The sequence below is a fragment of the Pseudomonas sp. Eqa60 genome (genome assembly GCF_018326405.1).
Taxonomy (GTDB): Bacteria; Pseudomonadota; Gammaproteobacteria; order Pseudomonadales; family Pseudomonadaceae; genus Aquipseudomonas; species Aquipseudomonas protegens.
In genome coordinates, this window is sequence record NZ_AP024342.1 from 883,272 (window position 1) to 906,720 (window position 23,449).

Annotated in this window: 22 protein-coding genes; 12 read left to right on the forward strand and 10 right to left on the reverse strand. The window is 64.5% G+C overall.

Translation table 11 applies throughout. From position 1 onward, the window contains the following. Positions 1-117 precede the first annotated feature (117 nt). The 4 genes from KI242_RS03875 to antA all read right to left on the reverse strand — a co-directional run bounded on the left by KI242_RS03875 (position 118) and on the right by antA (position 4,508). The gene (locus tag KI242_RS03875; RefSeq protein ID WP_011059120.1) at positions 118-1,518 is read right to left on the reverse strand and encodes an amino acid permease; all 1,401 of its coding nucleotides are present in this window, start codon (positions 1,516-1,518) and stop codon (positions 118-120) included. A 67-nt stretch (positions 1,519-1,585) separates the two neighbouring features. Then, positions 1,586-2,608 carry an anthranilate 1,2-dioxygenase electron transfer component AntC gene (gene antC / locus KI242_RS03880; protein WP_210457625.1) on the reverse strand — a complete coding sequence of 341 codons (1,023 nt, stop codon included), beginning with the start codon at positions 2,606-2,608 and terminating at the stop codon, positions 1,586-1,588. A gap of 17 nt (positions 2,609-2,625) precedes the next feature. Further along, on the reverse strand, positions 2,626-3,117 hold the full coding sequence (antB, locus tag KI242_RS03885) for an anthranilate 1,2-dioxygenase small subunit (RefSeq protein ID WP_041115817.1): 492 nt from the start codon (positions 3,115-3,117) through the stop codon (positions 2,626-2,628). 2 nt (positions 3,118-3,119) lie between these two features. Then, positions 3,120-4,508, reverse strand: coding sequence for an anthranilate 1,2-dioxygenase large subunit (gene antA, locus KI242_RS03890; RefSeq protein ID WP_212805912.1), 1,389 nt, complete (start codon positions 4,506-4,508; stop codon positions 3,120-3,122). Between the two features lie 368 nt (positions 4,509-4,876). On the opposite strand from antA, the gene KI242_RS03895 reads away from it, so the two are divergent. Then, entirely contained in the window at positions 4,877-5,890 is a 1,014-nt protein-coding gene (locus tag KI242_RS03895; protein ID WP_011059124.1) for a helix-turn-helix domain-containing protein, read from the forward strand. Between the two features lie 6 nt (positions 5,891-5,896). Here the strand turns inward: KI242_RS03895 and KI242_RS03900 are convergent, their stop codons facing one another. Next, on the reverse strand, positions 5,897-6,370 hold the full coding sequence (locus tag KI242_RS03900; RefSeq protein ID WP_011059125.1) for an Lrp/AsnC family transcriptional regulator: 474 nt from the start codon (positions 6,368-6,370) through the stop codon (positions 5,897-5,899). A 187-nt stretch (positions 6,371-6,557) separates the two neighbouring features. On the opposite strand from KI242_RS03900, the gene kynU reads away from it, so the two are divergent. Both kynU and KI242_RS03910 read left to right on the forward strand, forming a co-directional pair. Next, positions 6,558-7,808, forward strand: a complete 1,251-nt coding sequence (kynU, locus tag KI242_RS03905; RefSeq protein ID WP_072442957.1) for a kynureninase — start codon at positions 6,558-6,560, stop codon at positions 7,806-7,808. A gap of 110 nt (positions 7,809-7,918) precedes the next feature. Further along, positions 7,919-9,322 (forward strand): amino acid permease, encoded by a 1,404-nt coding sequence (locus tag KI242_RS03910; protein WP_011059127.1) that lies wholly within the window; start codon positions 7,919-7,921, stop codon positions 9,320-9,322. 21 nt (positions 9,323-9,343) lie between these two features. Here the strand turns inward: KI242_RS03910 and KI242_RS03915 are convergent, their stop codons facing one another. The 3 genes from KI242_RS03915 to KI242_RS03925 all read right to left on the reverse strand — a co-directional run bounded on the left by KI242_RS03915 (position 9,344) and on the right by KI242_RS03925 (position 11,293). After that, entirely contained in the window at positions 9,344-9,715 is a 372-nt protein-coding gene (locus KI242_RS03915) for a MerR family transcriptional regulator (RefSeq protein ID WP_019095167.1), read from the reverse strand. Between the two features lie 64 nt (positions 9,716-9,779). Beyond that, positions 9,780-10,355 (reverse strand): NAD(P)H-dependent oxidoreductase, encoded by a 576-nt coding sequence (locus KI242_RS03920; protein ID WP_053156272.1) that lies wholly within the window; start codon positions 10,353-10,355, stop codon positions 9,780-9,782. A gap of 56 nt (positions 10,356-10,411) precedes the next feature. Further along, positions 10,412-11,293 carry a LysR substrate-binding domain-containing protein gene (locus KI242_RS03925; protein ID WP_212805913.1) on the reverse strand — a complete coding sequence of 294 codons (882 nt, stop codon included), beginning with the start codon at positions 11,291-11,293 and terminating at the stop codon, positions 10,412-10,414. Positions 11,294-11,507: 214 nt separating this feature from the next. Between KI242_RS03925 and KI242_RS03930 the strand changes: the two genes are divergently transcribed. After that, a complete protein-coding gene (locus tag KI242_RS03930) occupies positions 11,508-12,272 on the forward strand; it encodes a sulfite exporter TauE/SafE family protein (protein ID WP_019095170.1) in 765 nt (254 codons plus the stop codon). A gap of 7 nt (positions 12,273-12,279) precedes the next feature. Here the strand turns inward: KI242_RS03930 and KI242_RS03935 are convergent, their stop codons facing one another. Next, a complete protein-coding gene (locus KI242_RS03935; RefSeq protein WP_015634064.1) occupies positions 12,280-12,594 on the reverse strand; it encodes a putative quinol monooxygenase in 315 nt (104 codons plus the stop codon). A 203-nt stretch (positions 12,595-12,797) separates the two neighbouring features. Between KI242_RS03935 and KI242_RS03940 the strand changes: the two genes are divergently transcribed. The 8 genes from KI242_RS03940 (at position 12,798) to KI242_RS03975 (ending at position 22,284) form a co-directional block, all read left to right on the forward strand. Beyond that, a complete protein-coding gene (locus tag KI242_RS03940) occupies positions 12,798-13,388 on the forward strand; it encodes an NAD(P)H-dependent oxidoreductase (protein ID WP_015634065.1) in 591 nt (196 codons plus the stop codon). Between the two features lie 67 nt (positions 13,389-13,455). Then, positions 13,456-14,367 (forward strand): LysR family transcriptional regulator, encoded by a 912-nt coding sequence (locus KI242_RS03945; protein WP_011059134.1) that lies wholly within the window; start codon positions 13,456-13,458, stop codon positions 14,365-14,367. 221 nt (positions 14,368-14,588) lie between these two features. Next, positions 14,589-16,256: a gamma-glutamyltransferase gene (gene ggt / locus KI242_RS03950; protein ID WP_011059135.1), complete on the forward strand. Its 1,668-nt coding sequence runs from the start codon at positions 14,589-14,591 to the stop codon at positions 16,254-16,256. Between the two features lie 228 nt (positions 16,257-16,484). Beyond that, entirely contained in the window at positions 16,485-17,930 is a 1,446-nt protein-coding gene (locus KI242_RS03955) for a SulP family inorganic anion transporter (protein ID WP_011059136.1), read from the forward strand. Between the two features lie 190 nt (positions 17,931-18,120). Further along, the gene (locus KI242_RS03960; protein ID WP_011059137.1) at positions 18,121-19,470 is read left to right on the forward strand and encodes a gluconate:H+ symporter; all 1,350 of its coding nucleotides are present in this window, start codon (positions 18,121-18,123) and stop codon (positions 19,468-19,470) included. Continuing rightward, positions 19,471-20,331, forward strand: a complete 861-nt coding sequence (locus tag KI242_RS03965; protein ID WP_212805914.1) for a MurR/RpiR family transcriptional regulator — start codon at positions 19,471-19,473, stop codon at positions 20,329-20,331. 1 nt (position 20,332) lies between these two features. Further along, on the forward strand, positions 20,333-21,799 hold the full coding sequence (locus KI242_RS03970) for a D-aminoacylase (protein WP_212805915.1): 1,467 nt from the start codon (positions 20,333-20,335) through the stop codon (positions 21,797-21,799). Positions 21,800-21,915: 116 nt separating this feature from the next. After that, a complete protein-coding gene (locus tag KI242_RS03975) occupies positions 21,916-22,284 on the forward strand; it encodes a glyoxalase superfamily protein (RefSeq protein ID WP_015634068.1) in 369 nt (122 codons plus the stop codon). A 6-nt stretch (positions 22,285-22,290) separates the two neighbouring features. Here KI242_RS03975 and KI242_RS03980 read toward each other — a convergent pair whose 3' ends face one another. Next, positions 22,291-23,319 carry an AraC family transcriptional regulator gene (locus KI242_RS03980; protein WP_212805916.1) on the reverse strand — a complete coding sequence of 343 codons (1,029 nt, stop codon included), beginning with the start codon at positions 23,317-23,319 and terminating at the stop codon, positions 22,291-22,293. Between the last annotated feature and the right edge of the window lie 130 nt (positions 23,320-23,449).

The window sequence follows — 23,449 nt, forward strand, 5'->3', positions numbered from 1 at the left end:
ATGGACTATCGTTTCGAGCCACATTCTTGTTTGCTGGCAGACCACTTTGGCGGCGCCGACAAAAAAGCCCGGCCTTGGATAAGGCCGGGCTCGGGGGTGTGGCGTGAACCTGTGGGCTTAGCGCAGGGCGGGTTGCGAAGCTTTCTTCGCCCGGCTCAGGAGGTAGAAGCCCCAGATCACCAGGACCCACACCGGGATCGCGTACACCGAGGCACGGATGCCGGGGATCATCCACATCACGCCGACGATCATCACCATGAAGGCCAGGCACAGGTAGTTGCTCAGCGGCGACCAGAAGGCCTTGAACGAAGGCACCACGCCCTGCTCGGCCATGGCCTTGCGAAAGCGCAGGTGGGTCAGGCTGATCAGCGCCCAGTTGATCATCAATGCGGCCACCACCAGGGCGAACAGCAACTCCAGCGCTTCATGGGGCGCCAGGTAGTTGACCAGCACGCAGAGCAGGGTGATCAGCGCGGAAATGCCCAGGGCCAGGATCGGCACGCCCTGCTTGTTGAGCTTCATCAGCGCCTTGGGTGCGTCACCCTGTTCGGCCAGGCCATAGAGCATGCGGCTGTTGCAGTACACGCCGCTGTTGTACACCGACAGCGCCGCAGTCAGGACCACGAAGTTGAGGATCTGCGCTGCGGCATCACTGCCGATCAGCGAGAAGATCTTCACGAACGGGCTGCTGCTGTAGGCGTCGCCGCCAGCGTTGAGGCTCACCAGCAGTTCGTCCCACGGGTACAGCGACAGCAGCACCGCCAGGGCGCCGACGTAGAAGATCAGCACCCGGTAGACCACCTGGTTGATGGCCTTGGGAATGACCTTGCGCGGTTCGGCGGCTTCGGCGGCCGTGATGCCCACCAGTTCCAGGCCGCCGAAGGAGAACATGATGAAGGCCATGGCCATCAGCAGGCCGGTGCCGCCGTTGGGGAAGAAGCCGCCGTGTGACCACAGGTTGCTCACCGAGGCCTGGCTGCCGCCGCTGCCGCTGAACAGCATGTAGCAGCCGAGGACGATCATGCCGACGATGGCCACTACCTTGATAATGGCGAACCAGAACTCGGCCTCGCCGAAGAACTTCACGTTCATCATGTTGATCAGGTTGACCAGCACGAAGAACACCGCGGCGCTGACCCAGGTGGGGATCTCCGGCCACCAGAACTGCACGTACTTGCCCACCGCAGTGAGCTCGGCCATGCCCACCAGGACATACAGCACCCAGTAGTTCCAGCCCGCGAGAAAGCCGAAATAGCCGCCCCAGTACTTGTGCGCGAAGTGGCTGAAGGAACCGGCCACCGGCTCCTCGACAATCATTTCCCCCAGCTGGCGCATGATCAGGAAGGCAATGAACCCGGCAATCGCGTAGCCCAGGATCATCGAAGGTCCGGCGGATTTGAGAACCCCGGCCGAGCCGAGGAACAGTCCGGTGCCGATCGCCCCGCCCAGGGCGATCAGCTGAATATGGCGGTTCTTCAAGCCACGCTTGAGTTCACCCTGCTTCAAGGTTTGATCCACTAATGTGCGCTCTCTTCTAGTTGTTATCAGGATCGATCGGGGTCGATCACGGCGAATGCTGACGGGATCAGATATTACTCTCGGTGAACCGCTCGTAATACAGCTGAACGCGGTTAAGTTGCTGTTCTTGCAGCCAGATCCGGATCGAATCGACCATTGGCGGCGGCCCGCACACATACATGTCGGTGTCCTGGTCCCGCAGTTCGCTGCTGTCAAAGTGTTCGCTGATGTAGCCGCGCTTGCCCTGCCAATCCGGGTCGGCGTCGCTGATCACCGGGGTGAAGCGAAAGTCCGCCAGGCGTTCGCCATGGGCCTGGATCCGCTCCAGCTCGCACAGGTCGCGGCTGTGGCGCACGCCGTAGTACAGGTGCACCGGCTGCTGGCAGCCCTGCTCGACGATCTGTTCGAGCATCGCCAGCAGGGCCGAGAGCCCGGTGCCACCGGCCACCAGGATCAGCGGACGGCTGATCTGGCGCAGGTAGAAGGCCCCCAGCGGCGCCTCCAGCTGGAGGGTGTCGCCCACCAGGCAGCGCTCGCGGATGTAGTTGCTCATCACCCCGTCGGGCAGCAGGCGGATCAGGAACTGCAACTGGTTGTCCGCCGCCGGCCGGTTGGCGAAGGAGTAGGCCCGGCTAGTGCCGGTACCGGGGATGCTCAGGCGGGCGTACTGGCCCGGGAGGAAATCCAGTGGCGCTTGATGGCCGCCCAGGTCCAGGTGGAGGATGGCGGTGCTTTCGGACACCTGGCGCACGTCGATCACCGAGCCCTGCAACTGCACCGGGTCGGCGCTGTGGCACAGGCTGGAGTCGAAATCGAAATAGAACGCTGCGTCAGACTGCACCCGGGTCTGGCAACTGAGCATCTTGCGCTGTTCCAGGTCCTGGGCGCTGAGGGCTTCTTCGTCCACATAGTCCTGGCTGTACTGGCCCGACTCGCAACGGCCCTGGCAGGTGCCGCACACCCCTTCGCGGCAGTCCAGGGGGATCTTGATGCCGTTGCGCAGGGCGGCGTCGAGCAGGATTTCATTGGCCTTGACCGGGAAGAACAGGGTCTTGCCGTCGGCAAAGCTGAACGCGACCTTGTGCGTCATGGGAGAACTTCCGTGGGTCAGAGGTGATAGAAATCGAGCACCGAGTTGATCGTGTCGTTGAGCAGCAGCACGTGCTTGCGCTGGATCAGCCAACTGTCGCCCTGGGGCTTGAGGTCGTAGGTGGCGTGGCCGTAGAACTCCTCGGCGGTGGCCAGGCGATAGAACAGCGTGTGCCAGTTCAGGCGTACCCGCAGCAGGCCGTTGTCGCCCTCGGCAATGCGCAGGTTGCTGACCATGTGCAGGGTGCGCGGCATGGGGATGGTCGAGGCCGCCTTGCCGGTGCGCAGGCGGAACACCCGGTCCTCCAGCCCCGAACGGTTGGCGTAGTAGATCAGCGACATCTCGCGTTTCGGGTCCTGGGTGTAGACGTGTTCCGAGTCCCACTGGGGCAGGTGGAACTCGCTGTCCACGGCAAACAGTTGCAGGTAGGCGTCCCAGTCCTGGGCATCGCAAAGCTCGGACTTGCGATAGAAGAATTGCTCGATCTGGTACTGCAATTGCGCATTCATGCTTACACCTCACGCAGTTTCAGGGGCTGGCGTTGCAGGCCGTCCAGGAGGAACTTCTGCCAGTTCTGGTGCTGGTTGACGTACAGCCCCTCATGGGTGATCTCGGTGCCGGTCATGGCCGGCTGGATGCCCAGGTTCTCGCTGTTGGCGGTGGGCCCGCTGACCCAATGCTGGCGCCCGCGGGAGATGTCGCTCCAGCGCTCCAGGCGCCCCTGGAAGCCGCGCTGGGCCTCGCGGAACTCCACCAGGTCGTCCGGCGTGCCCATGCCCGAGACGTTGAAGAAATCCTCGAACTGGCGGATGCGGTTTTCCCGGTCGGCGTCGCTCTCGCCCTTGACCCCGATGCACTGGCTGATGATCTCGGTCTTGTTCCAGGCGATGGGGCGGATGATCCGCAACTGGGAACTGATCTGGTCGAGGAAGAACAGGCTGGGGTAGATGTTCAGGTTGCGCAGGCGGTGCATCATCCACTCGGCCTTGGCCTGGCCGTGCTCGGCCACCAGGCGCGGCATGATGCTGGCGTAGCCGGAGCGCACCGCCGGGTTGGGCATTTCGCTGAACAGCACGCTGTGGCCGTTCTCGAAGGCGAACCAGCCATCGTCGGTGCTGGCGTCGCCGGCGCCGAGCTTGCTGTAGTCCAGGGTGGCGCTGCTGCCGGCGCCGCTGTCGGCGTTGACCTGCTGGCGGTGCTGCACCGTGGCCACGTAGTTGTAGTGCACGGTGCTGACGTGATAACCGTCCAGGCCGTTCTCGTTCTGCAGCTTCCAGTTGCCGTCGTAGGTGTAGGCGGACTTGCCCGGCAGCACCTCCAGCTCACCATCGGGGGACTGGGCGACCATCATGTCGAAGAAGATCCTGGCGTCGCCGAGGAAGTCTTCCAGGGAATTGTCGGCGGCCACGTCCAGGCTGATGAAGACGAAGCCCTTGTAGCTCTCGATGCGGGCCTTCTTCAGGCCGCGGGTGGCCTTGTCGAAGCCCTCGTCGTATTCCCCTGGCGCCTTGACCTTCACCAGGCGCCCGTCGCTCTTGTAGCACCAGGCATGGAAGGGGCAGGTGAAGGTGGACTGGTTGCCCTTGCCCACCCGGGTCAGGGTGGTGCCGCGGTGCTGGCAGGCGTTGACCAGGGCATTGAGCCGGCCCTCGCCGTCGCGGGTGATGATCATCGGCTGGCGCCCGGCGCGCATCGTGATGAAGTCGTGGTTGTTGGGCAGCTCGCTTTCGTGACAGGCGTAGATCCAGTTCTTCTCGAAGATCAGCTCCATCTCCAGGTCGAACAGCTCGGGTTCGGTGAACATGTCCCGGGCGATACGGAACACCCCGTCCGCGGGACGAAAATCCAGGCAGCTGCCGATGAAGTCTTGCCACTGCTCGACGTTTCTTGCACCACTCATGAGTCGGTACCTTTTTTATTCAGGCCAATCGGGTGCAGTCATTAGAGAGAGGGAGGGGGCCTGCGGCTATCCGCTTAGTCGGCCAAGGTCATCCACAAAATTGCCCGTTCCCGGCAAGGCATGGAGCAGCAGGCCCCTGGGTAGCATCTACCCAGCATCGTGCAGGCAAGCGATGGATGGCTGCCTGTTGGTGCGCTGATCGGCTACTGTGAGCGCAGCCAATGAGAGTGATGGGGCCCGGTTATCCACTTAGTCGACGATTGCTATCCACTGGGTTGGCAGCGCCGTCGGCTGGCGCAAAACTTGCCCTGTCATACAAGACGCGCCGTCAGAGCGCGCTGAATAAAAATTGCCGTGGGTGCGCCGTGATGAATAGCAAGGCTGATGGGCAGTTTCGCGAGATTCGTATCGATCGCTTTGACCTTGAAGGGGCCAGGAACTGGATGGCGGGAATCTGTGGGCCTCACCGCCTGGAAACCGCCAACCCCGAACGCATTCGTTTCCACCACAGTGCCAACGTGCTCAGGTCCCGTTCCACGACCCTGGGCATCATCGAATACGGCACCGATGTGGTGGTGGATATCCAGGACACCGAGCGCTTCAGCAGCTACAGCCTGAGCCTGCCGTTGTGCGGCGAGCAGGAACTGAGCAAGGACGGGCGTCTCTTGCGCTCGGACCGCGGCCAGGGGGTGATCATCGCCCCCAACGAAAGCCAGGTGCTGGCCATCTCCGGAGACTGTCGCAAGCTGCAGGTGGTGATTTCCCGGCCGGCCATGAGCGAGGCCCTGGAAGGCCTGTTGCAGCGCCCGGTGCTGGAGCCGCTGCGTTTCGAGCCCGGCATGGATGCGCTGCACGGTGCCGCCGCGGCCTGGTGGCGCATGGCGCAGCATTTCATCGGCGAACTGGCCCAGGGCAACGAGCTCTATGAACAGCTGGCCTTCACCCGGGAAATCGAAAGCTCATTGATCAAGGGCCTGATCCTGGCCCAGCCCAACAACTACTCCAGCGAGTTGCGGGCAATGCTCGGGGTCAAGCTGCCCCACTATCTGGTACGGGCCCGCCAGCACTTGCATGAACATGCCCGCGAGACCGTGCACCTGGAAGACCTGGAGGCCGCCGCCGGCGTCTCGCGCTTCAAGCTGTTCGAGGCCTTTCGCAAGTACTTCGCCCTGTCGCCCATGGCCTACCTCAAGCGCCACCGGCTCAATGGCGTGCGCCAGGAAATTCTCGAGCACGGCTCGGCGCGCAACATCTCGGAGATTGCCCTGGGCTGGGGCTTCACCCACCTGGGGCGGTTCTCCGCCGAGTACCGCAAGCTGTTCGACGAAACCCCGAGCGTCACTGCCCAGCGTCACCCCGCGCGGCGACCGGCCGGGTTCTAGGACGGCTTACTTGCGCTGCACCAGGTCCAGCAGGCTGTTCTGTTCCTTGATCTTCTGCAGGACGATTTCCGAGCGGATGTCGGTCACGCCCGAGGCGCGGTTCAGATGGTTGACGATGAAATCCGAGAAGTGCTTGAGGTTGCGCGCCTGGATGCGCAGCACGTAGTTGCTGGCGCCGGTGATCACGTAGGCGGCCACCACTTCCGGCCACTGCTGGACCTTGCCGATAAAGGTCTCGTGCCAGCCTTCCACGTCCTGGCGCAGGGATACGTGGACGATCGCCTCCAGCTCGATGCCCAGGCGCTCGGCATTGAGCTGGGCGCGATAGCCGCTGATGATCCCCTCCGTTTCCAGCAGGCGCAGGCGGCGCAGGCAGGCCGAGGGCGAGAGGGCGACTTTCTCCGCCAGTTCCTGATTGCTGATACGCCCGTCCTGTTGCAGGAAGTAGAGGATGCGCAGGTCCGTGGAGTCGAGGGTCATGGTTGGCATAAATCCGCGTTTTTTATTGGAGGATTAGAATTTTATTCGAGATTAGTACGACAGCGCGCTGCACTTTGCACGAAAATTCTCCCGGTCTTCGTCCATTATTTCTCAAGTTTTCGGGTTTCCAGGACCCCGTGCCCGGCCCCTTCCGGTGGGCATGACATTGACCAAGACAGGACTGCCAATGATCGATAAAAACCACTGCCTGCGTCTCGATGAACAGGACCCCCTGGCGCCGCTGCGCCAACAGTTCAGCCTGCCCGAAGGGGTGATCTACCTCGATGGCAACTCCCTTGGTGCCCGCCCCGTGGCGGCTGCCGAGCGGGCCCGGCAGGTGATCGAGCAAGAGTGGGGCGAGGGCCTGATCCGCAGCTGGAACACGGCCGGCTGGCGTGACCTGTCCCAGCGCCTGGGGGATCGGCTGGCGCCGCTGATCGGTGCGGGTGCTGGTGAGGTGGTCATCACCGATACCACTTCCATCAACCTGTTCAAGGTCCTCAGCGCCGCCCTGCAGGTCCAGGCCGGACGTGCGCCCCTGCGGCGGGTGATCGTCTCCGAAAGCAGCAACTTTCCTACCGACCTGTACATAGTCGAAGGCCTGACGCAGCTGCTGCAGCAGGGGTACTCCCTGCGCCTGGTGGACAGCCCGGAACAACTGCCGGCGGCCATCGGCCAGGACACCGCGGTGGTGCTGCTGACCCACGTCAACTACAAGACCGGCTACATGCACGACATGCAGGCGACCACCGGGCTGATCCACGAGGCGGGCGCCCTGAGCATCTGGGACCTGGCCCACTCGGCCGGTGCGGTGCCGGTGGACCTGGGCCGCAGCGGCGCCGACTACGCCATCGGCTGCACCTACAAGTACCTCAATGGCGGCCCCGGCTCCCAGGCCTTCGCCTGGGTCGCTCCGGCGCTCTGCGACCTGGTTACCCAGCCGCTGTCCGGCTGGTTCGGCCATGCCCGGCAGTTCGACATGGCTACCCGCTACGAGCCTTCCAGCGGCATTGCCCGCTACCTGTGCGGCACCCAGCCGATTACCTCTCTGGCCATGGTCGAATGCGGCCTGGAAGTCTTCGAACGGACCGACATGCAGAGCCTGCGGCGCAAGTCCCTGGCGCTGACCGACCTGTTCATCGAACTGGTGGAGCAGCGCTGCGCCGGTCACGAGCTGAAGCTGGTGACCCCGCGTGAGCATGCCAAGCGTGGCAGCCACGTGAGCTTCGAGCACCCCGAAGGCTACGCGGTGATCCAGGCCCTGATCGCCCGGGGCGTGATCGGCGATTACCGCGAGCCGCGGATCATGCGTTTCGGCTTCACTCCGCTGTACACCCGCTTCAGCGAGGTATGGGACGCGGTGCAGATCCTCGGTGAAATCCTCGACCAGAAAACCTGGGCCCAGGCGCAATTCCAGGTGCGCCACAGCGTGACCTGAGACGTGTTTCACCCCCTGGTTGCCGCCCTGTGCGGCGACCAGGCCAGCGGCACAAGGACGGGCCGTCACAACGATTTATACGTGCACACAACAATAAAGAGGCACTCAAAGTGACCACCTCCAACAAGGGTTTCGAAGCGATATCCAATCGCGAGCACGGCCTCAGGCGGCAGTTGACCGCCGGCCAGATGAGCATGATCGCCATCGGCGGGGCCATTGGCACCGGGCTCTTCATGGGCAGCGCCTACGCCATCGGTTATGCCGGCCCCAGCGTGCTGCTGAGCTACGCCATCGGCGCGTTGATCACCCTGATCCTGATGGGCTGCCTGGCGGAAATGACCGTGGCCCATTCCACCTCCGGCTCCTTCGGTGCCTACGCCGAGTTCTACGTCAGCCCGCTGGCCGGCTTCCTGGTGCGCTATGCCTACTGGGCGGCCATCGTGCTGGCGGTGGGGGCCGAAGTCACGGCCATCGCCATGTACATGAAGTACTGGTTCGCCAACGTTCCGGAGTGGGTGTGGATCATCTCCTTCTCCAGCGTGCTGATCGTGCTCAACGGCATCAGCGTGAAGACCTTCGGCAACTTCGAATACTGGTTTTCCACCATCAAGATCGCCGCCATCGTCGGCTTCATCATCCTGGCGGTGTACGTGGTGTTCGGCTCTGGCAACCCCGACTACGGGCTGCACAACTACAGCGCTCACGGCGGCTTCTTTCCCAACGGTTTCGAAGGCATGTGGATTGCCGTGATCGTGTCGATCTTCAGCTACCTGAGCGTGGAGATGATCGCGGTGGCGGCGGGCGAGGCCAAGGACCCGCAACGCGCGGTGAAACAGGCCTTTCGCGCCACTATCGTGCGCCTGGTGGTGTTCTATCTGCTGACCCTGGCGCTGATGCTGGCCATCGTGCCCTGGGCCCAGGCCGGCAAGGCCCAGAGCCCGTTCGTCACGGTGATGCAGACCATCGGTATTCCCGGGGCCACCGGGGTGATGAATTTCGTGATCCTGATCGCCGCGCTATCGGCGATGAACAGCCAGCTCTACATCACCACGCGGATGATGTTCAGCCTGTCCCGCGCCGGCTATGCGCCCAAGTCCATGGGGGCCCTGAGCAAGAACGGGATTCCGCTCAATGCCCTGCTGCTGTCCAGCTCCGGCATCGCCCTGGCGACCCTGGTCAACGTGCTGTACCCCGAGAGTTCGTTCACCCTGATGATGGCGATCTCGATGTTCGGCGCGATCTTCACCTGGTTCATGATCTTCCTCACCCATTACTGCTTCCGCCGCTATCACCAGCGCCACGGCGAGCAGCAGTTGTCGTTCCGCATGCGCCTGTTTCCCTACAGCACCCTGCTGGGGCTGGTGCTGATGGGGGCGGTGATGATCACCACCTTCTTCACCGAGGCGTTCAAGATGACCCTGGTGTTCGGGGTGCCGTTCCTGCTGTTGCTGACCCTGGTCTATTACCTGTGCTTTCGTAAGCCGCGGGTGGTCGCCGGCTTGTCGGAGGTCTGAAGCAAGGCCGCCCGGGCGGTCCTAGCGGCTGCCCAGGGGGCATTCCTCTCGCGCCTGTTGCAGGCTGGTCTCGAACAGCTCGAGCCGGCCCTGCAACTGCTGCAAATCCTCGATCTGCTGTTGCAGCTCGCGCTTTTTCTGCGCCAGGGCCGCCTGGGCCCGGTCCCAGGGGAAGGCCTGCCCCTGGTGGGTGGCGAACACCTGCTGCAGTTCCTTGAGCTTGAAGCCCAACTGCTGGGCGCACTTGATGAATATCAGTTGCTCGACGCTCTGCGCGTCATACAGGCGGTAGCGACCCTGGCGTGGCGCTTCGGGCAAGAGGCCGATGGCCTCGTAATGACGGATGCTCTTGACCGTGGTTCCGGACAGTTGCGCGGCTTGGCCGATGTACATGAAGGCTCCTTTTCCAGTACCGGGTCGTCGGGCGGTAGACGGCGTTGCGCATTATCCGGCGCTTTCACTGCCTGGCAAGGTGCTCCACTTGCAGCAGCCAGTCGGCCCGGCGTTCCTGGCTGGCGTCCAGCACCGGGCCGAAGGTCAGGGTGCGCAAGGGCTTGATGCCGCAGAAGGCCAGGGTGGTGCGGCGCATCTGCTGCAAGCCGGGCATGCGGTAGAACCAGCGGAAGTACCAGGGCGGTGTATCCATGGTCACCAGCAGGTGGGCGCTGCGGCCCTTTAGCAGCTGCTCCGGAAAGGCTTTGCCGGGGCGGTACTTGAAGGCGAAGCCCGGCAGCAGCACGCGATCGAGAAAGCCCTTCATCAGCGCCGGAATGCCGCCCCACCAGATGGGGAAGACCCAGGTCAGGTGCTCGGCCCAGAGGATGTCGGCCTGGGCCTGCTGCAGGTCTTCTTCCAGGGGCTGGATCTGGCGATAACCTTCGCGCAGCACCGGGTCGAAATGCAGGTCGCCGAGCTTGAGCTGGCGCACTTCATGGCCGGCTTCCTGCGCCGCCTTCACGTAGCGCTCGCTCAATGCCGCGCACAGGCTGTGGCGCGAAGGGTGGCCGAGAATCACCAGGATGCGTTTGCTCATTGCCGTGGTCCTTGAGGAATAAACCCCAAGGCTAAAGTCTGCCCCTAAGGGGAGAGTCAAGGCTCTAGCAGCGCACGGCACAAGCCCTGGGCATACAGGGGCAGGGCGTCGAAGTCGCGGGCGCACAGCAGCAAGCGGCGGCGTGCCCAGGCCTCGTTCAAGGGGCGGCTTTGCAGAGCCAGGTGCAGGTTGCGTTGCAGGGCCGCCAGGGGCACCAGGGCCAGTCCGGCGCCGCGGGCCACCATGCGCAGCACGGCGTCGAAGCCTTCGGCGCGGATGCGCAACTGCATGCGCCGGCCCAGGTGCAGGGCCTGTTCCTCCAGGTACACCGCCAGGGCGCTGTGGCTGGCCAGGCCGACATAGTCGTGGGCCAGGCTGTCGTTGAAGCTGGGGGCCGCCAGGGCACCCAAGGGGTGGTCCGGGGGCATCACCAGCACCAGTGGGTCGTCGCGAAAGGCCCGGGTCATCAGGCCCTGAGTGTCCACCGCATCGGAGACGATCCCCAGGTCCGCCGCGCCCTGGCGCAGGGCGTGGGTGATGCGCTGGCTGGCCAGCTCCTGCAGCTCGATATCGACATGGGGCTGGCTGTGCAGGAAGTCTGCCAGCAGCTCTGGCAGGTACTCGCTGAGTGCGGTGGTGTTGCACAACAGGCGCACCTGGCCCTTGACCCCCCTGGCGTATTCGCCAAGGTCCTGCTGCAGGTGCTCGGCGTACAGCAGCAGCGTTCGCGCGTGCTGGGCCAGGGCCTTGCCGGCGGCTGTCGGGCGGATGCCACGACGCCCGCGTTCGAGAAACTCGATGCCCAGCGAGGCCTCCATGGTGCGGATTCGAGCGCTGGCGGCGGCCAGCGACAAGTGGCTGCGAGCGGCACCGGCGGTGATGTTGCCGGCCTCCAGAATGTTCAGGTACAGGCGCAGGTCGATCAGGTCGAAGTGCATGGGGCATCTCTCGGGGAGCGTCATTTTTGTAGGAGCCGGCTTGCCGGCGAAGAGGCCGCTGGGTTTTGCGCAAATCTCGAAATCGCTTTCGCTGGCAAGCCAGCTCCTGGGGCGGTACGGGCCATAGGTTTTTGTATGTGCCTATTGCCGGGCAAGAGGCTGGCTCAGTATATGGCAGATTTTCAGCAGGGCGGGCAGGGCGCAGGATAGGCCCATGAACAGCTCGCTCGCGTTTTATCAGAATCTCGGAATGGCCCTTTCCCTGTTGGTGATCGGCACTTTTGTGCTGGCCGGCATGGTCAAGGGGGTGATCGGTCTTGGCCTGCCCACCGTTGCCATGGGCCTCTTGGGGTTGGCTATGGCGCCGGCGCAGGCTGCGGCCCTGCTGATTATCCCGGCGACCCTGACCAATCTCTGGCAACTGGCCTTGGGCGGGCATCTGCCGGCCTTGCTCAAGCGCCTGTGGCCGATGCTGCTGGCGATCTTTGCCGGCACCGCCGCCGGCTCCCTGTGGCTGGGAATCGACGCCGGGCATTGGGTGGTGCGGGGCTTGGGGGCGGCGCTACTGCTATATGCCCTGAGCGGCTTGCTGTTGCCGACCCTGCGAGTGTCGGCGGCCCAGGAGCGCTGGCTGGGGCCGCTGTGCGGGCTGGTCACCGGGGTCATCACCTCGGCCACCGGGGTGTTCGTGATTCCGGCGGTGCCCTACCTGCAAGCCCTGGGGCTGAACAAGGATCAGCTGGTGCAGGCCCTGGGCCTGTCGTTCACCGTCTCGACCCTGGCCCTGGCCGGCGGCCTGCTGTGGCGCGGCGCCCTGGGCGGCGCCGAGCTGGGGGCCTCGCTGCTGACCCTGGCCCCGGCGCTGCTGGGTATGTGGCTGGGGCAGTGGTTGCGCCAGCGCATCAGCGCCCAGTTGTTCAAGCGGGTGTTCTTTGTCGGCATGGGGCTGCTGGGTGGGCATTTGTTGATCAGCGGCTAGCTTTTGCTCAGCGGCCAGCCGCGGCCGGGCTGAGCATGTCGATGGCGCGGATCTCGAAGTCGCGCTCCAGGTAGTCCATGCGCGTGTCGAGGAACTGCTGCATGTGCGGCAGGCTGGAGTGGCTATCCAGCGCCTCCTGGGAAGCCCAGACCTCATAGAAAATGAACAGGCTCGGGTCCTGTCGGTCCCGCAGCATGTGGTATTCGATGCAGCCGGCTTCAGCGCGGCTGGCGGCTACATGGCCGAGAAAGAACGCCTCGAAGGCATCAGCCCGTTCCGGGCGGGTCTTGGCGTGAAGGATGAAGGCCTGGGGTGTGGGCATAAGGAGCACTCTTGCTGATGGGGAGGTCGGCAAAAATTCTAAGGCAACAATCCACTATTGATTCGTGCGTTTGAGTCAAATGTATTTTGAACAACCCGGGCTTATTCTCCGGCCCTGGCCTGATTAACCTGCCGCCATCGTTTTCAATCTTTACAGCCCGCCGCCATCGATGCGCAACGGGTTGTTCCCGATGAGGCTGGATCATGAAAAAAGTACTGCTGCTCAATGGCGCCAAACAATTCGCCCACTCCGATGGCCGCTATAACGCCACCCTGCACGACACCGCCCTGGCGGTGCTCGACCGGGGCGGCCTGGAGGTCAAGGTCACCCACATCGACGAGGGCTACGACATCCAGGAAGAAGTGGCGAAGTTTCTCTGGGCCGACGTGATCGTCTACCAGATGCCCGGCTGGTGGATGGGCGCGCCGTGGATCGTCAAGAAATACATCGACGAAGTCTTCACCGAAGGCCACGGCAGCCTCTACGCCAGCGACGGCCGGACCCGCTCCGATGCCTCGCAGAAGTACGGCAGCGGTGGCCTGATCCAGGGCAAGCAGTACATGCTTTCGCTGACCTGGAACGCCCCGCAGCAAGCCTTCGACGATCCCACCGACTTCTTCGAGGCCAAGGGCGTGGACGCGGTCTACTTCCCGTTCCACAAGGCCAACCAGTTCCTGGGCATGAGCGCCCTGCCAACCTTCCTCTGTGTGGACGTGATGAAACGCCCGAACATCGAAGGCGATGTGCAGCGTTACGAGGAACACCTCAAGGCAGTGTTCAATCTGCCGGGCTGAATCCGGCTACTATTGAGTGCCTTGAAATTCAGGGGCGTTGTCGCCCCGCTGCCGCCAGAGGACTCATGTGAAAGCCCGATCCGACGAGTTGCAAGTCTTCGTCTGTGTCATCGAGTGCGGCTCGATTTCCGCCGCCGCCGAGCAGTTGGCCCAGACCCCTTCGGCGGTCAGCCGCAGCTTGTCGCGGCTGGAGGCCAAGCTCGACACCACGCTGATCAACCGCACCACGCGACGCATGGACCTGACCGAGGAAGGGCGCTACTTCTTCGAACAGGCCAAGCTGATCCTCGATCAGATGGACGAGCTCGAAGAGCGCCTGTCCTCGCGCCAGCGCAACCCGTCCGGGCGCCTGCGGATCAACGCCGCATCGCCCTTCATGCTGCATGCCATCGTTCCCTACGTGGCCGAGTTCCGCAGCCTGTACCCGGATATCCAGCTGGAGCTCAACAGCAACGACCTGATCATCGACCTGCTGGAGCAGAGCACCGACATCGCCATCCGCATCGGCGTGCTGGCGGATTCCACCCTGCATGCCCGCTCCCTGGGCTGCAGCCCGCTGCACATCCTCGCCAGCCCTGACTACCTGGCCCGCCACGGTACGCCGCAGAGCGTGGCCGAACTGGCCGGGCACACCCTGCTGGGCTTCACCCAGACCGAGACCCTCAACCACTGGCCGCTGCGCCATGTGCATGGCGACCGCTGGCAGATCCAGCCGGGCATCAGCGCCTCCAGTGGCGAGACCCTGCGCCACCTGGCGCTGGAAGGGCAGGGCATTGCCTGTCTGTCGCACTTCATGACCATCGACGACATCCGCGCCGGGCGCCTGCAACCGGTGCTGGCCTCGTTCAACAGCGGCTATCGCCAGCCGATCAACGCCGTGTACTACCGCAACTCGCAACTGGCCCTGCGCATCCAGTGCTTCCTGGATTTCATCCAGGGCAAGCTGGCCGATTACGCCAACCCCGAGTTCCAGGGCTGAAGGCTCCCCCCATTCCCCGCCTATCCCCCGTAGGAGCCGGCTTGCCGGCGAAGGGGCCCCCGGGTTTTGCGCAACTCTTGAAGTTGCATTCGCTGGCAAGCCAGCTCCTACGGTTATCCATGGCTGAGGCTTGGGACGTTCGTGCCACGATTGGCGATTGCTCAACCCCCCGTCTCGGGCCTAAGGTTCTTGCCGTTCAATAACAAGAAAAGGAAGGACCTATGCGCATTCTGTTGTTCAAGACCCTGGCCCTGACGGCCGCCATCGCCGCCAGCAGCTCGGCCTTCGCCGTGACCCTGGAAGGCGGCGCGGTGGCCGCGCCCAACCAGTACGGCGCCGATGTCGCGGCGCAGATCCTCAAGAAGGGCGGCAACGCGGTGGATGCCGCGGTGGCCACGGCCTTCGCCCTGGCCGTGACCTACCCCGAGGCCGGCAACATCGGGGGCGGCGGGTTCATGACGATGTACATCGACGGCAAGCCGTACTTCCTCGACTACCGGGAAACCGCGCCCAAGGCCGCGACCCGGAACATGTACCTGAATGAAAAGGGCGAGGTGATCGAGAACCTGAGCCTGGTGGGCGCCCGCGCCGCCGGGGTGCCGGGTACGGTGATGGGCCTGTGGGAGGCTCACCAGAAGTTCGGCAAGTTGCCGTGGAGCGAGCTGATCACCCCGGCCGTGGGTTATGCGAAGAACGGCTTCAAGGTGGCCGACAAGCAGTACCAGTACCGCGAGGATGCGTTGAAGCTGTTCAACGGCACCACCAACTTCGGCGACTACTTCGGCAGCATGAAACCGGGCGAGACCTTCCGCCAGCCGGAGCTGGCCGCGACCCTGGAGCGCATCGCCGACCAGGGCGCCAAGGAGTTCTACAGCGGCAAGACCGCCGACTTGCTGGTGGCGCAGATGCAGGCCGACAAGGGCCTGATCACCAAGCAGGACCTGCAGGACTACAAGGTCCAGTGGCGCCAGCCGCTGCAGGTGACCTTCCGTGGCAACACCCTGTACACCGCGCCGCCGCCCAGCTCTGGCGGGGTGGCCCTGGCGCAGCTGATCAGCATCAAGGAAGAGCGCGCGGCGGACTTCAAGGGTGTGGAGCTCAATTCGGCCAAATACATTCACCTGCTGGCGGAAATCGAAAAGCGGGTGTTCGCCGACCGCGCCGACTACCTGGGCGACCCGGCGTTTTCCGATGTTCCGGTCAAGCAACTGACCGACCCGGCGTATCTGAAAAAACGCGCCGCCGAGGTCAACCCCAACGCCATCTCGGCTACCGAGAAAGTGCGCCCCGGGCTTGAGCCGCACCAGACCACCCACTTCTCCATCGTCGATGCCCAGGGCAACGCGGTTAGCAACACCTACACCCTGAACTGGGACTATGGCAGCGGCGTGGTGGTCAAGGGCGCGGGCTTTTTGCTCAACGACGAAATGGACGACTTCAGCGCCAAGCCGGGCGTGGCCAACGCCTTCGGCGTAGTGGGCGGCGACGCCAACGCCATCGCCCCGGGCAAGCGCATGCTGTCCTCCATGAGCCCGAGCCTGGTGACCCGCGATGGCAAGGTCACCCTGGTGCTGGGCACCCCCGGTGGTTCGCGGATCTTCACCTCGATCTTCCAGGTGCTGAACAACCTCTACGACTACCACCTGCCCCTGGAAAAGGCCGTGGCCGCGCAGCGCGTGCATCACCAGCTGCTGCCCAAGGACACCATCTACTACGACGCCTATGCGCCGCTCACCGGCAAGGTGGCCGACGAGCTGAAAGCCATGGGCTACACCCTGGAAGACCAGGGTTGGGAGATGGGCGATATCCAGGCGATCCGGGTCAATGGCACTGCGCTTGAAACCGCTTCCGACCCACGTGGCCGCGGTGTCGGCAAGGTCGTCAAATAACCGCTGAACCCCTGTAGGAGCTGGCCGGGCGGCGTTCCGCTTGCCGGCGAAAGGGCACGCAAGCCTGGCGCCAGGTCGAGCGGCCTCTTCGCTGGCAAGCCAGCTCCTACCTTCGTTGTGCAGGCGCCGACGGCCGGCTGGTCGGAGGCGGCTCAATTCCGTAACATTCCCCGCCTTCTTTCCGCACTTCCCAGGGCCGCGCCTGCCGGTCCGTCTATCAGGTCAATCATGAAAGCAAAACGTCTGCGTGCCGATGTCCTGGCCGGACTCACCACCTCCTTTGCCTTGCTGCCCGAATGCATCGCCTTCGCCCTGGTGGCCCACCTCAACCCGTTGATGGGCCTGTATGGCGCGTTCTTCATCTGCACCCTGACGGCGCTGTTCGGCGGGCGGCCGGGCATGGTCTCCGGCGCGGCCGGCTCCATGGCGGTGGTGATCGTCGCCCTGGTAGTGCAGCACGGTGTGCAGTACCTGTTGGCCACGGTGCTGCTGGGCGGGCTGGTGATGGTCGCCTTCGGCCTGCTGCGCCTGGGCAAGCTGGTGCGCATGGTGCCGCACCCGGTGATGCTGGGCTTCGTCAACGGCTTGGCGATCGTCATCGCCCTGGCCCAGCTGGAACATTTCAAGAGCGGCGAACACTGGCTCAGCGGCCAGCCGCTGTACCTGATGGCCGGGCTGGTGGCATTGACCATGGCCATCGTCTATCTGCTGCCGCGCCTGACCCGGGCGGTGCCACCGGCCCTGGTGGCGATCCTCGGGGTCGGCGCGCTGGTCTACCTGCTGGGCCTGCCGACCCGCACCCTGGGGGACATGGCCCACATCGCCGGCGGCCTGCCGAGCCTGGCGCTGCCCCAGGTGCCGTGGAACCTTGAAACCCTGGGCATCATCGCGCCCTATGCGTTCCTGATGGCCATGGTCGGCCTGCTGGAAACCCTGCTGACCCTCAACCTCACCGACGAAATCACCGAAAGCCGCGGCTACCCGGACCGTGAATGCGTGGCCCTGGGCGCGGCCAATGTGGTCTCGGGAATGTTCGGCGGCATGGGTGGCTGCGCGATGATCGGCCAGACCGTGATCAACCTCAGTTCCGGTGGTCGCGGGCGTTTGTCGGGCGTGGTGGCGGGCGCTCTGATACTGCTGTTCGTGCTGTTTCTCTCACCGCTGATCGAGCGCATCCCCCTGGCGGCGCTGGTGGGGGTGATGTTCGTGGTGTCGCAGCAGACCTTCGCCTGGGCGTCCCTGCGGGTGATCAACAAGGTGCCGCTCAACGATGTGCTGGTGATCCTCGCGGTGACCGTGATCACCGTGTTCACCGACCTGGCCATGGCGGTGTTCTGCGGCATCGTCATTGCCGCCCTCAACTTCGCCTGGCAGCAGGCCCGCGAGCTGTACGCCGACAGCCACCTGGAAGCCGACGGCAGCAAGCACTACCAACTGCACGGCACCCTGTTCTTCGCCTCCACCACGCCGTTTCTCAACCAGTTCGATCCGGCGGGCGATCCTCGGCACGTGACTGTCGACTGTCGCCACCTGAGTTTTGTCGACTACTCGGCCATCGCCGCGCTGAAAACCCTGCGCGAGCGTTATGCCAAGGCCGGCAAGCAGTTGCGGGTGCTGCACCTGTCCGAGCGCTGCAAGAAGCTGCTCAAGCGTGCCCGAGAGCATCACGACTGAGATCGGCCACCGCGGCAGTGGATGAAAATACCCACTGCCGATTTTCATAAGCCGGCCTTTCACTTAGCTGTTCGCGACAAAGCCTGCCTCTTTACGAAAATAAGTTTCACTCGGTTTGAAGTTCACCTTTCTAAGTGATTAATGAATTTCACAACCATTCGAAAGTGACGCTGTTTTCAAGGAGGACGCCATGGCTCCCGCTACGGGTTCTTGGCTGCTGGGCTACGCCGCAGTCGCCATCATTGCGCTGATCGTGTTGATCGCCCGCTACCGACTCAACCCCTTTATCGTCATCACCCTGGTGTCGGTGGGCCTGGCGCTGATGGCCGGCATGCCGCCTTCCGGAGTGGTGAGCGCCTACGAGGCCGGGGTTGGCAAGACCCTGGGGCATATCGCCCTGGTGGTGGCATTGGGCACCATGCTCGGCAAGCTGATGGCCGAATCTGGTGGTGCCGAGCAGGTGGCGCGCACCCTGATCGACCGCTTCGGCGAACGCAACGCCCACTGGGCCATGGTCTGCATCGCCTTCCTGGTGGGGCTGCCGCTGTTCTTCGAAGTGGGTTTCGTACTGCTGGTGCCAATTGCCTTCACCGTGGCGCGGCGGGTCGGGGTGTCGTTGCTGATGGTGGGCTTGCCGATGGTCGCCGGTCTCTCGGTGGTGCACGCCCTGGTGCCGCCGCACCCGGGAGCGATGCTGGCGGTGCAGGCCTATCAGGCGTCGGTGGGGCAGACCCTGGTGTATGCGCTGCTGATCGGTGTGCCCACGGCGATCATCGCCGGGCCGCTGTACGCGCGGTTCATCGTGCCGCACATCCACCTGCCGGCGCAGAACCCCCTGGAACGCCAGTTCATCGCCCGCGAGCCGCGCCTGCGCCTGCCGAGTTTCCGCCTGACCTTGGCCACCATCCTGCTGCCGGTGGTGCTGATGCTTCTCGGCGGCTGGGCCAACCTGCTGGCCGAGCCCGGCACCGGCCTCAACCAGTTCCTGCTGTTTATCGGCAACTCGGTGATCGCCCTGCTGGTGGCCACCCTGGTGAGTTTCTGGACCCTGGGGCTGGCCCAGGGCATGAACCGCGAATCGATCCTCAAGTTCACCAACGAATGCCTGGCGCCCACCGCCAGCATCACCCTGCTGGTGGGGGCCGGCGGCGGCCTCAACCGCATTCTCATCGACTCCGGGGTGACCGAGCAGATCGTCGGCCTGGCCCATGAGTTCCAGCTCTCGCCGTTGTGGATGGGCTGGCTGTTCGCGGTGCTGATGCGGGTCGCCACCGGTTCGGCCACCGTGGCCCTGACCACCGCTTCCGGGGTGGTGGCGCCGGTGGCCGTCGGCCTGGGCTACCCGCACCCGGAACTGCTGGTGATCGCCACCGGCGCCGGCTCGGTGATTCTTTCCCACGTCAACGACGGCGGCTTCTGGCTGGTGAAGGAATACTTCAATATGACCGTCATCCAGACCTTCAAGACCTGGACCGTGCTGGAGACCCTGATCTCGGTGATCGCCTTCGGCCTGACCCTGGTCCTCGCGGAGTTTTTGTAGATGGACATCCTTTACCAGATCCGCTCGCGCCTGGATTTTCTCAGCGCCGGGGAAGGGCGGATCGCCCGGCTGATGCTCGACGATGTGGGCTTTGCCGCCTCTGCCAGCCTCGACGAACTGGCCCGCCGCGCTGAAGTCAGCGCCGCCACCCTGTCGCGCTTTGCCCGCAGCGTCGGCTGCCGCGACTTGCGCCAGTTGCGCCTGCAGCTGGCCCAGGCCAGTGGGGTGGGCAGCCGCTTCCTGGACCCTGCCGGCACCCCGGAACAGTCCGGGTTCTACCGGCAGATCGTTGGCGATATCGAAGCTGCGCTGCACCAGCATCTGGCCGGTTTCGAGGAGGCCCAATTCGCCGATGCGGTGCGCCTGCTGGGGCGCGCGCGGATGATCCACGCCTTCGGCATGGGCGGCTGCTCGACCCTGTGCAGCAGCGAGTTGCAAGTGCGCCTGGTACGCCTGGGCTACCCCATTGCCGCCTGCCACGACCCGGTGATGATGCGCGTCACCGCCGCCGCCCTGGGGCCGCAGCACGCGGTGATCGCCTGTTCGCTGACCGGCATCACCCCCGAGCTGCTGGAAGCGGTGGCCCTGGTCCGTACCTACGGCGCCGGGATCCTGGCCATTACCTTGCCCGACTCGCCCCTGGCGCAATTGGCGGATGTGCTGCTGCCGCTACACAGCGCCGAGACCTCGCTCATCTACAAACCCACCGCGGCCCGCTACGGCATGCTGTTGGCCATTGATGTGCTGGCCACCGAGCTGGCCCTGGCCCTGCCCGACGACAACCAGGAGCGCCTGCGACGGATCAAGCTGGCCCTGGACCATTACCGTGGCGGCGACGATTGCCTGCCTCTGGGAGACTGACATGCGCTACCACACGCTGATCCGCAACGCCCTGATCATCGACGGCAGCGACCGTCCCGGTTACCCCGCCGACCTGGCCATCCTCGACGGGCGCATCGCGCGCATCGGCGATCTGTCCGCGGCCAGCGCCGAGCAAGAGATCGACGCCGCCGGGCGGGTGCTGGCCCCGGGTTTCATCGATGTGCACACCCATGACGACACGGTGGTGATCCGCCAGCCGCAGATGCTGCCCAAGCTCAGCCAGGGGGTGACCACGGTGATCGTCGGCAACTGCGGGATCAGCGCCGCGCCGGTGACCCTCAAGGGCGACCCGCCGGACCCGATGAACCTGCTGGGCGAGCGCTCGATGTTCGTCTACCCGCGTTTTCGTGACTACCGCGCGGCGGTGGATGCCGCGCGCCCGGCGATCAACGTGGCGGCGCTGGTGGGGCACACCGCGCTGCGCAGCAACCATCTGCCGGACCTGTTTCGCACGGCCACGGCCGATGAAATCAGCGCCATGCGCGGGCAACTGCGCGAAAGCCTGGAGGACGGCGCCCTCGGCCTGTCCAGCGGGCTGGCCTACGCCAGTGCGTTTTGCGCCGAGACCGATGAAGTGCTGCAACTGGCCCAGGAATTGACGGCGTTCGGCGCGGTGTACACCACCCATTTGCGCAGCGAGTTCGAGCCGGTGCTGGAGGCCATGGACGAAGCTTTTCTGATTGGTCGCGCGGCCCGGGCACCGGTGATCGTCTCGCACCTCAAGTGCGCCGGCGCCGGCAACTGGGGGCGCAGCCCGCAACTGCTGGCAGCCCTGGAAAACGCCGCCCGGGAACACCCGGTGGGCTGCGACTGCTATCCCTACGCCGCCAGTTCCTCGACCCTGGACCTCAAGCAGGTCACCGATGCCTACCGCATCACCATCACCTGGTCCACACCGCACCCCGAGCAGGGCGGTCGCGACTTGAGCGAGATCGCCGCCGACTGGGGCGTCAGCCTGCTGGCCGCCGCCGAGCGCCTGCAACCGGCGGGGGCGGTGTACTACGGCATGGATGAAAACGATGTGCGGCGCATCCTCGCCCATCCGCTGTCGATGGTCGGCTCCGATGGCCTGCCGGAAGATCCTTTCCCCCATCCAAGGTTGTGGGGCGCCTTCCCCCGGGTACTCGGGCACTTCAGCCGCGACCTGGGCCTGTTCCCGCTGCACACTGCGGTGCACAAGATGACCGGGCTGTCCGCGGCGCGCTTCGGCCTGCACCAGCGTGGCGAGATCCGCGAAGGGCACTGGGCCGACCTGGTGCTGTTCGACCCGGCGCGGGTGCGCGACGTGGCGGATTTCAAGGAGCCGCAGCGCGCCGCGCAAGGCATCGATGGGGTCTGGGTCAATGGCGTGTGCAGTTTTGCCCAGGGCCGGGCCAACGGTGAACGCCAGGGGCGCTTCCTGCCCCGGGAAGGTGACCTGCGCCCGGGATTTGCATCCGCTGGCTGATTTGTTGACCTCCATCACAATGATGGCGCTGTGCTATTAAAGAATCCCCGAGCGGCGCCGAACTGCTGATAATCGCCGTCTGTATAGTCGGCTCATTTCAGTCAGGGAGTCGCGCAATGAGCTTTGGCAAAACCACCCCCATCCTGCGGATCTTCGATGAAGCCAAGGCCCGGGAGTTTTACCTCGATTTCCTGGGTTTCTCCCTGGATTGGGAACACCGCTTCGAAGCCGATTTTCCGCTGTACCTGCAGGTCTCGCGGGGCGAGTGCGTGCTGCACCTTACCGAGCACCATGGCGACTGCTCGCCGGGTGCGGCCCTGCGGATCGAGACCGATGAACTGGAAACCTTCCAGCAGCAGTTGCTGGCCAAGCAGTACCGCTTCTCCCATCCGCAGATCCAGGCCATGCCCTGGGGCAGCCAGGACATGACCATCAGCGACCCGTTCGGCAATCGCCTGGTGTTCACCAACGCCATCAGCGTGTAACGGGTTTCAGGCCTTGCCGGAGCTCTGCGCGCTCAGGCGGAACTGCCCCGGGGTCAGCCCGGTGCGGGTCTTGAAACTGCGGTGGAACGAGCGCGGTTCGGTGAAACCCAGGCAATCGGAGATGCCCTGGATCGACAGCTCGCTGTGGCGCAGGTAGTGCTCGGCCAGCTCCTGGCGCAGGTCGTCGAGAATCTGCTGGTATGAAGTGCCAGCCTGTTGCAGTTGGCGCTGCAGGGTGCGTACCGACAGGTGCAGGTGCTGCGCCACCTGCTCCTTGCGCGGCAGGCCGTCCTTGAGCAACTGGCGCAGCACGTTGTGCACCTGCAAGGCCAGGGGCGCATCGCCCAGGGAAACCATCATCGCCTGGGCATGTTCTTCCAGGGTCTTGAGCAGGCGCGCGTCGGCCTGGCGCAGGGGCATCTGCAGGTACTCCAGCGGCGCCACCAGCGCCGAGCAGGGTTGCTGGAACAGCACCGGGCAGCCGAACAACGCCTCGTACTGCGCCGCCTCGGCGGGTTCCGGCAGGGCGTGTTCGAACCACACCGCGCTGGGCGACAACTGCGAATCGGCGATCCAGCGCGCATACAACAGCCAGGACGCCAGGACGTTTTCCACCAGGTGCCGGCGGATGTCCGGGCGCTGATGGCGGCAACTCCAGATCAGCCGCACCTGGTTGCCAGCGACTTCGGCGCGGCTGGTGCCCATGTCCCCCACCAGTTTTTCGAACGGCATGATGCGGCCCATGGCTTCGCCGAGGGTCGCGCAGTTCATGGTGATGTAGCCCAGCACATTCCACGAGCTGGGTTTGACGAAGCGCGCCGAATTGAGCCCGAACAGCGGATCGCCGGAGTGCTGGCAGAAGTAGTCCAGCAACCGCTCATGCACCTCCATCGGCAGGCGCAGGCTGGTGTCGTTCAACTGCGCGGCGCTAAGCCCGGCCGCCGCCAGCGCCGGCTCGGTGGCAATACCCAATTGCTCCGCATAGAGCAGGTATTTCAGCAGGGGCGGGACCGAAGTAAAACCGAGGCTGGGCATGAACGGGTTCCTGGTGACTAATCCCTAGGACAGCAGGACGAAGACCGGGAAAGGTAAGGGCAAACCCTGATGGGTGTAAATGCTCGGGTCCGGGGATTGGCGCCTTTCGCCGACAAGCCAGCTCCTACGG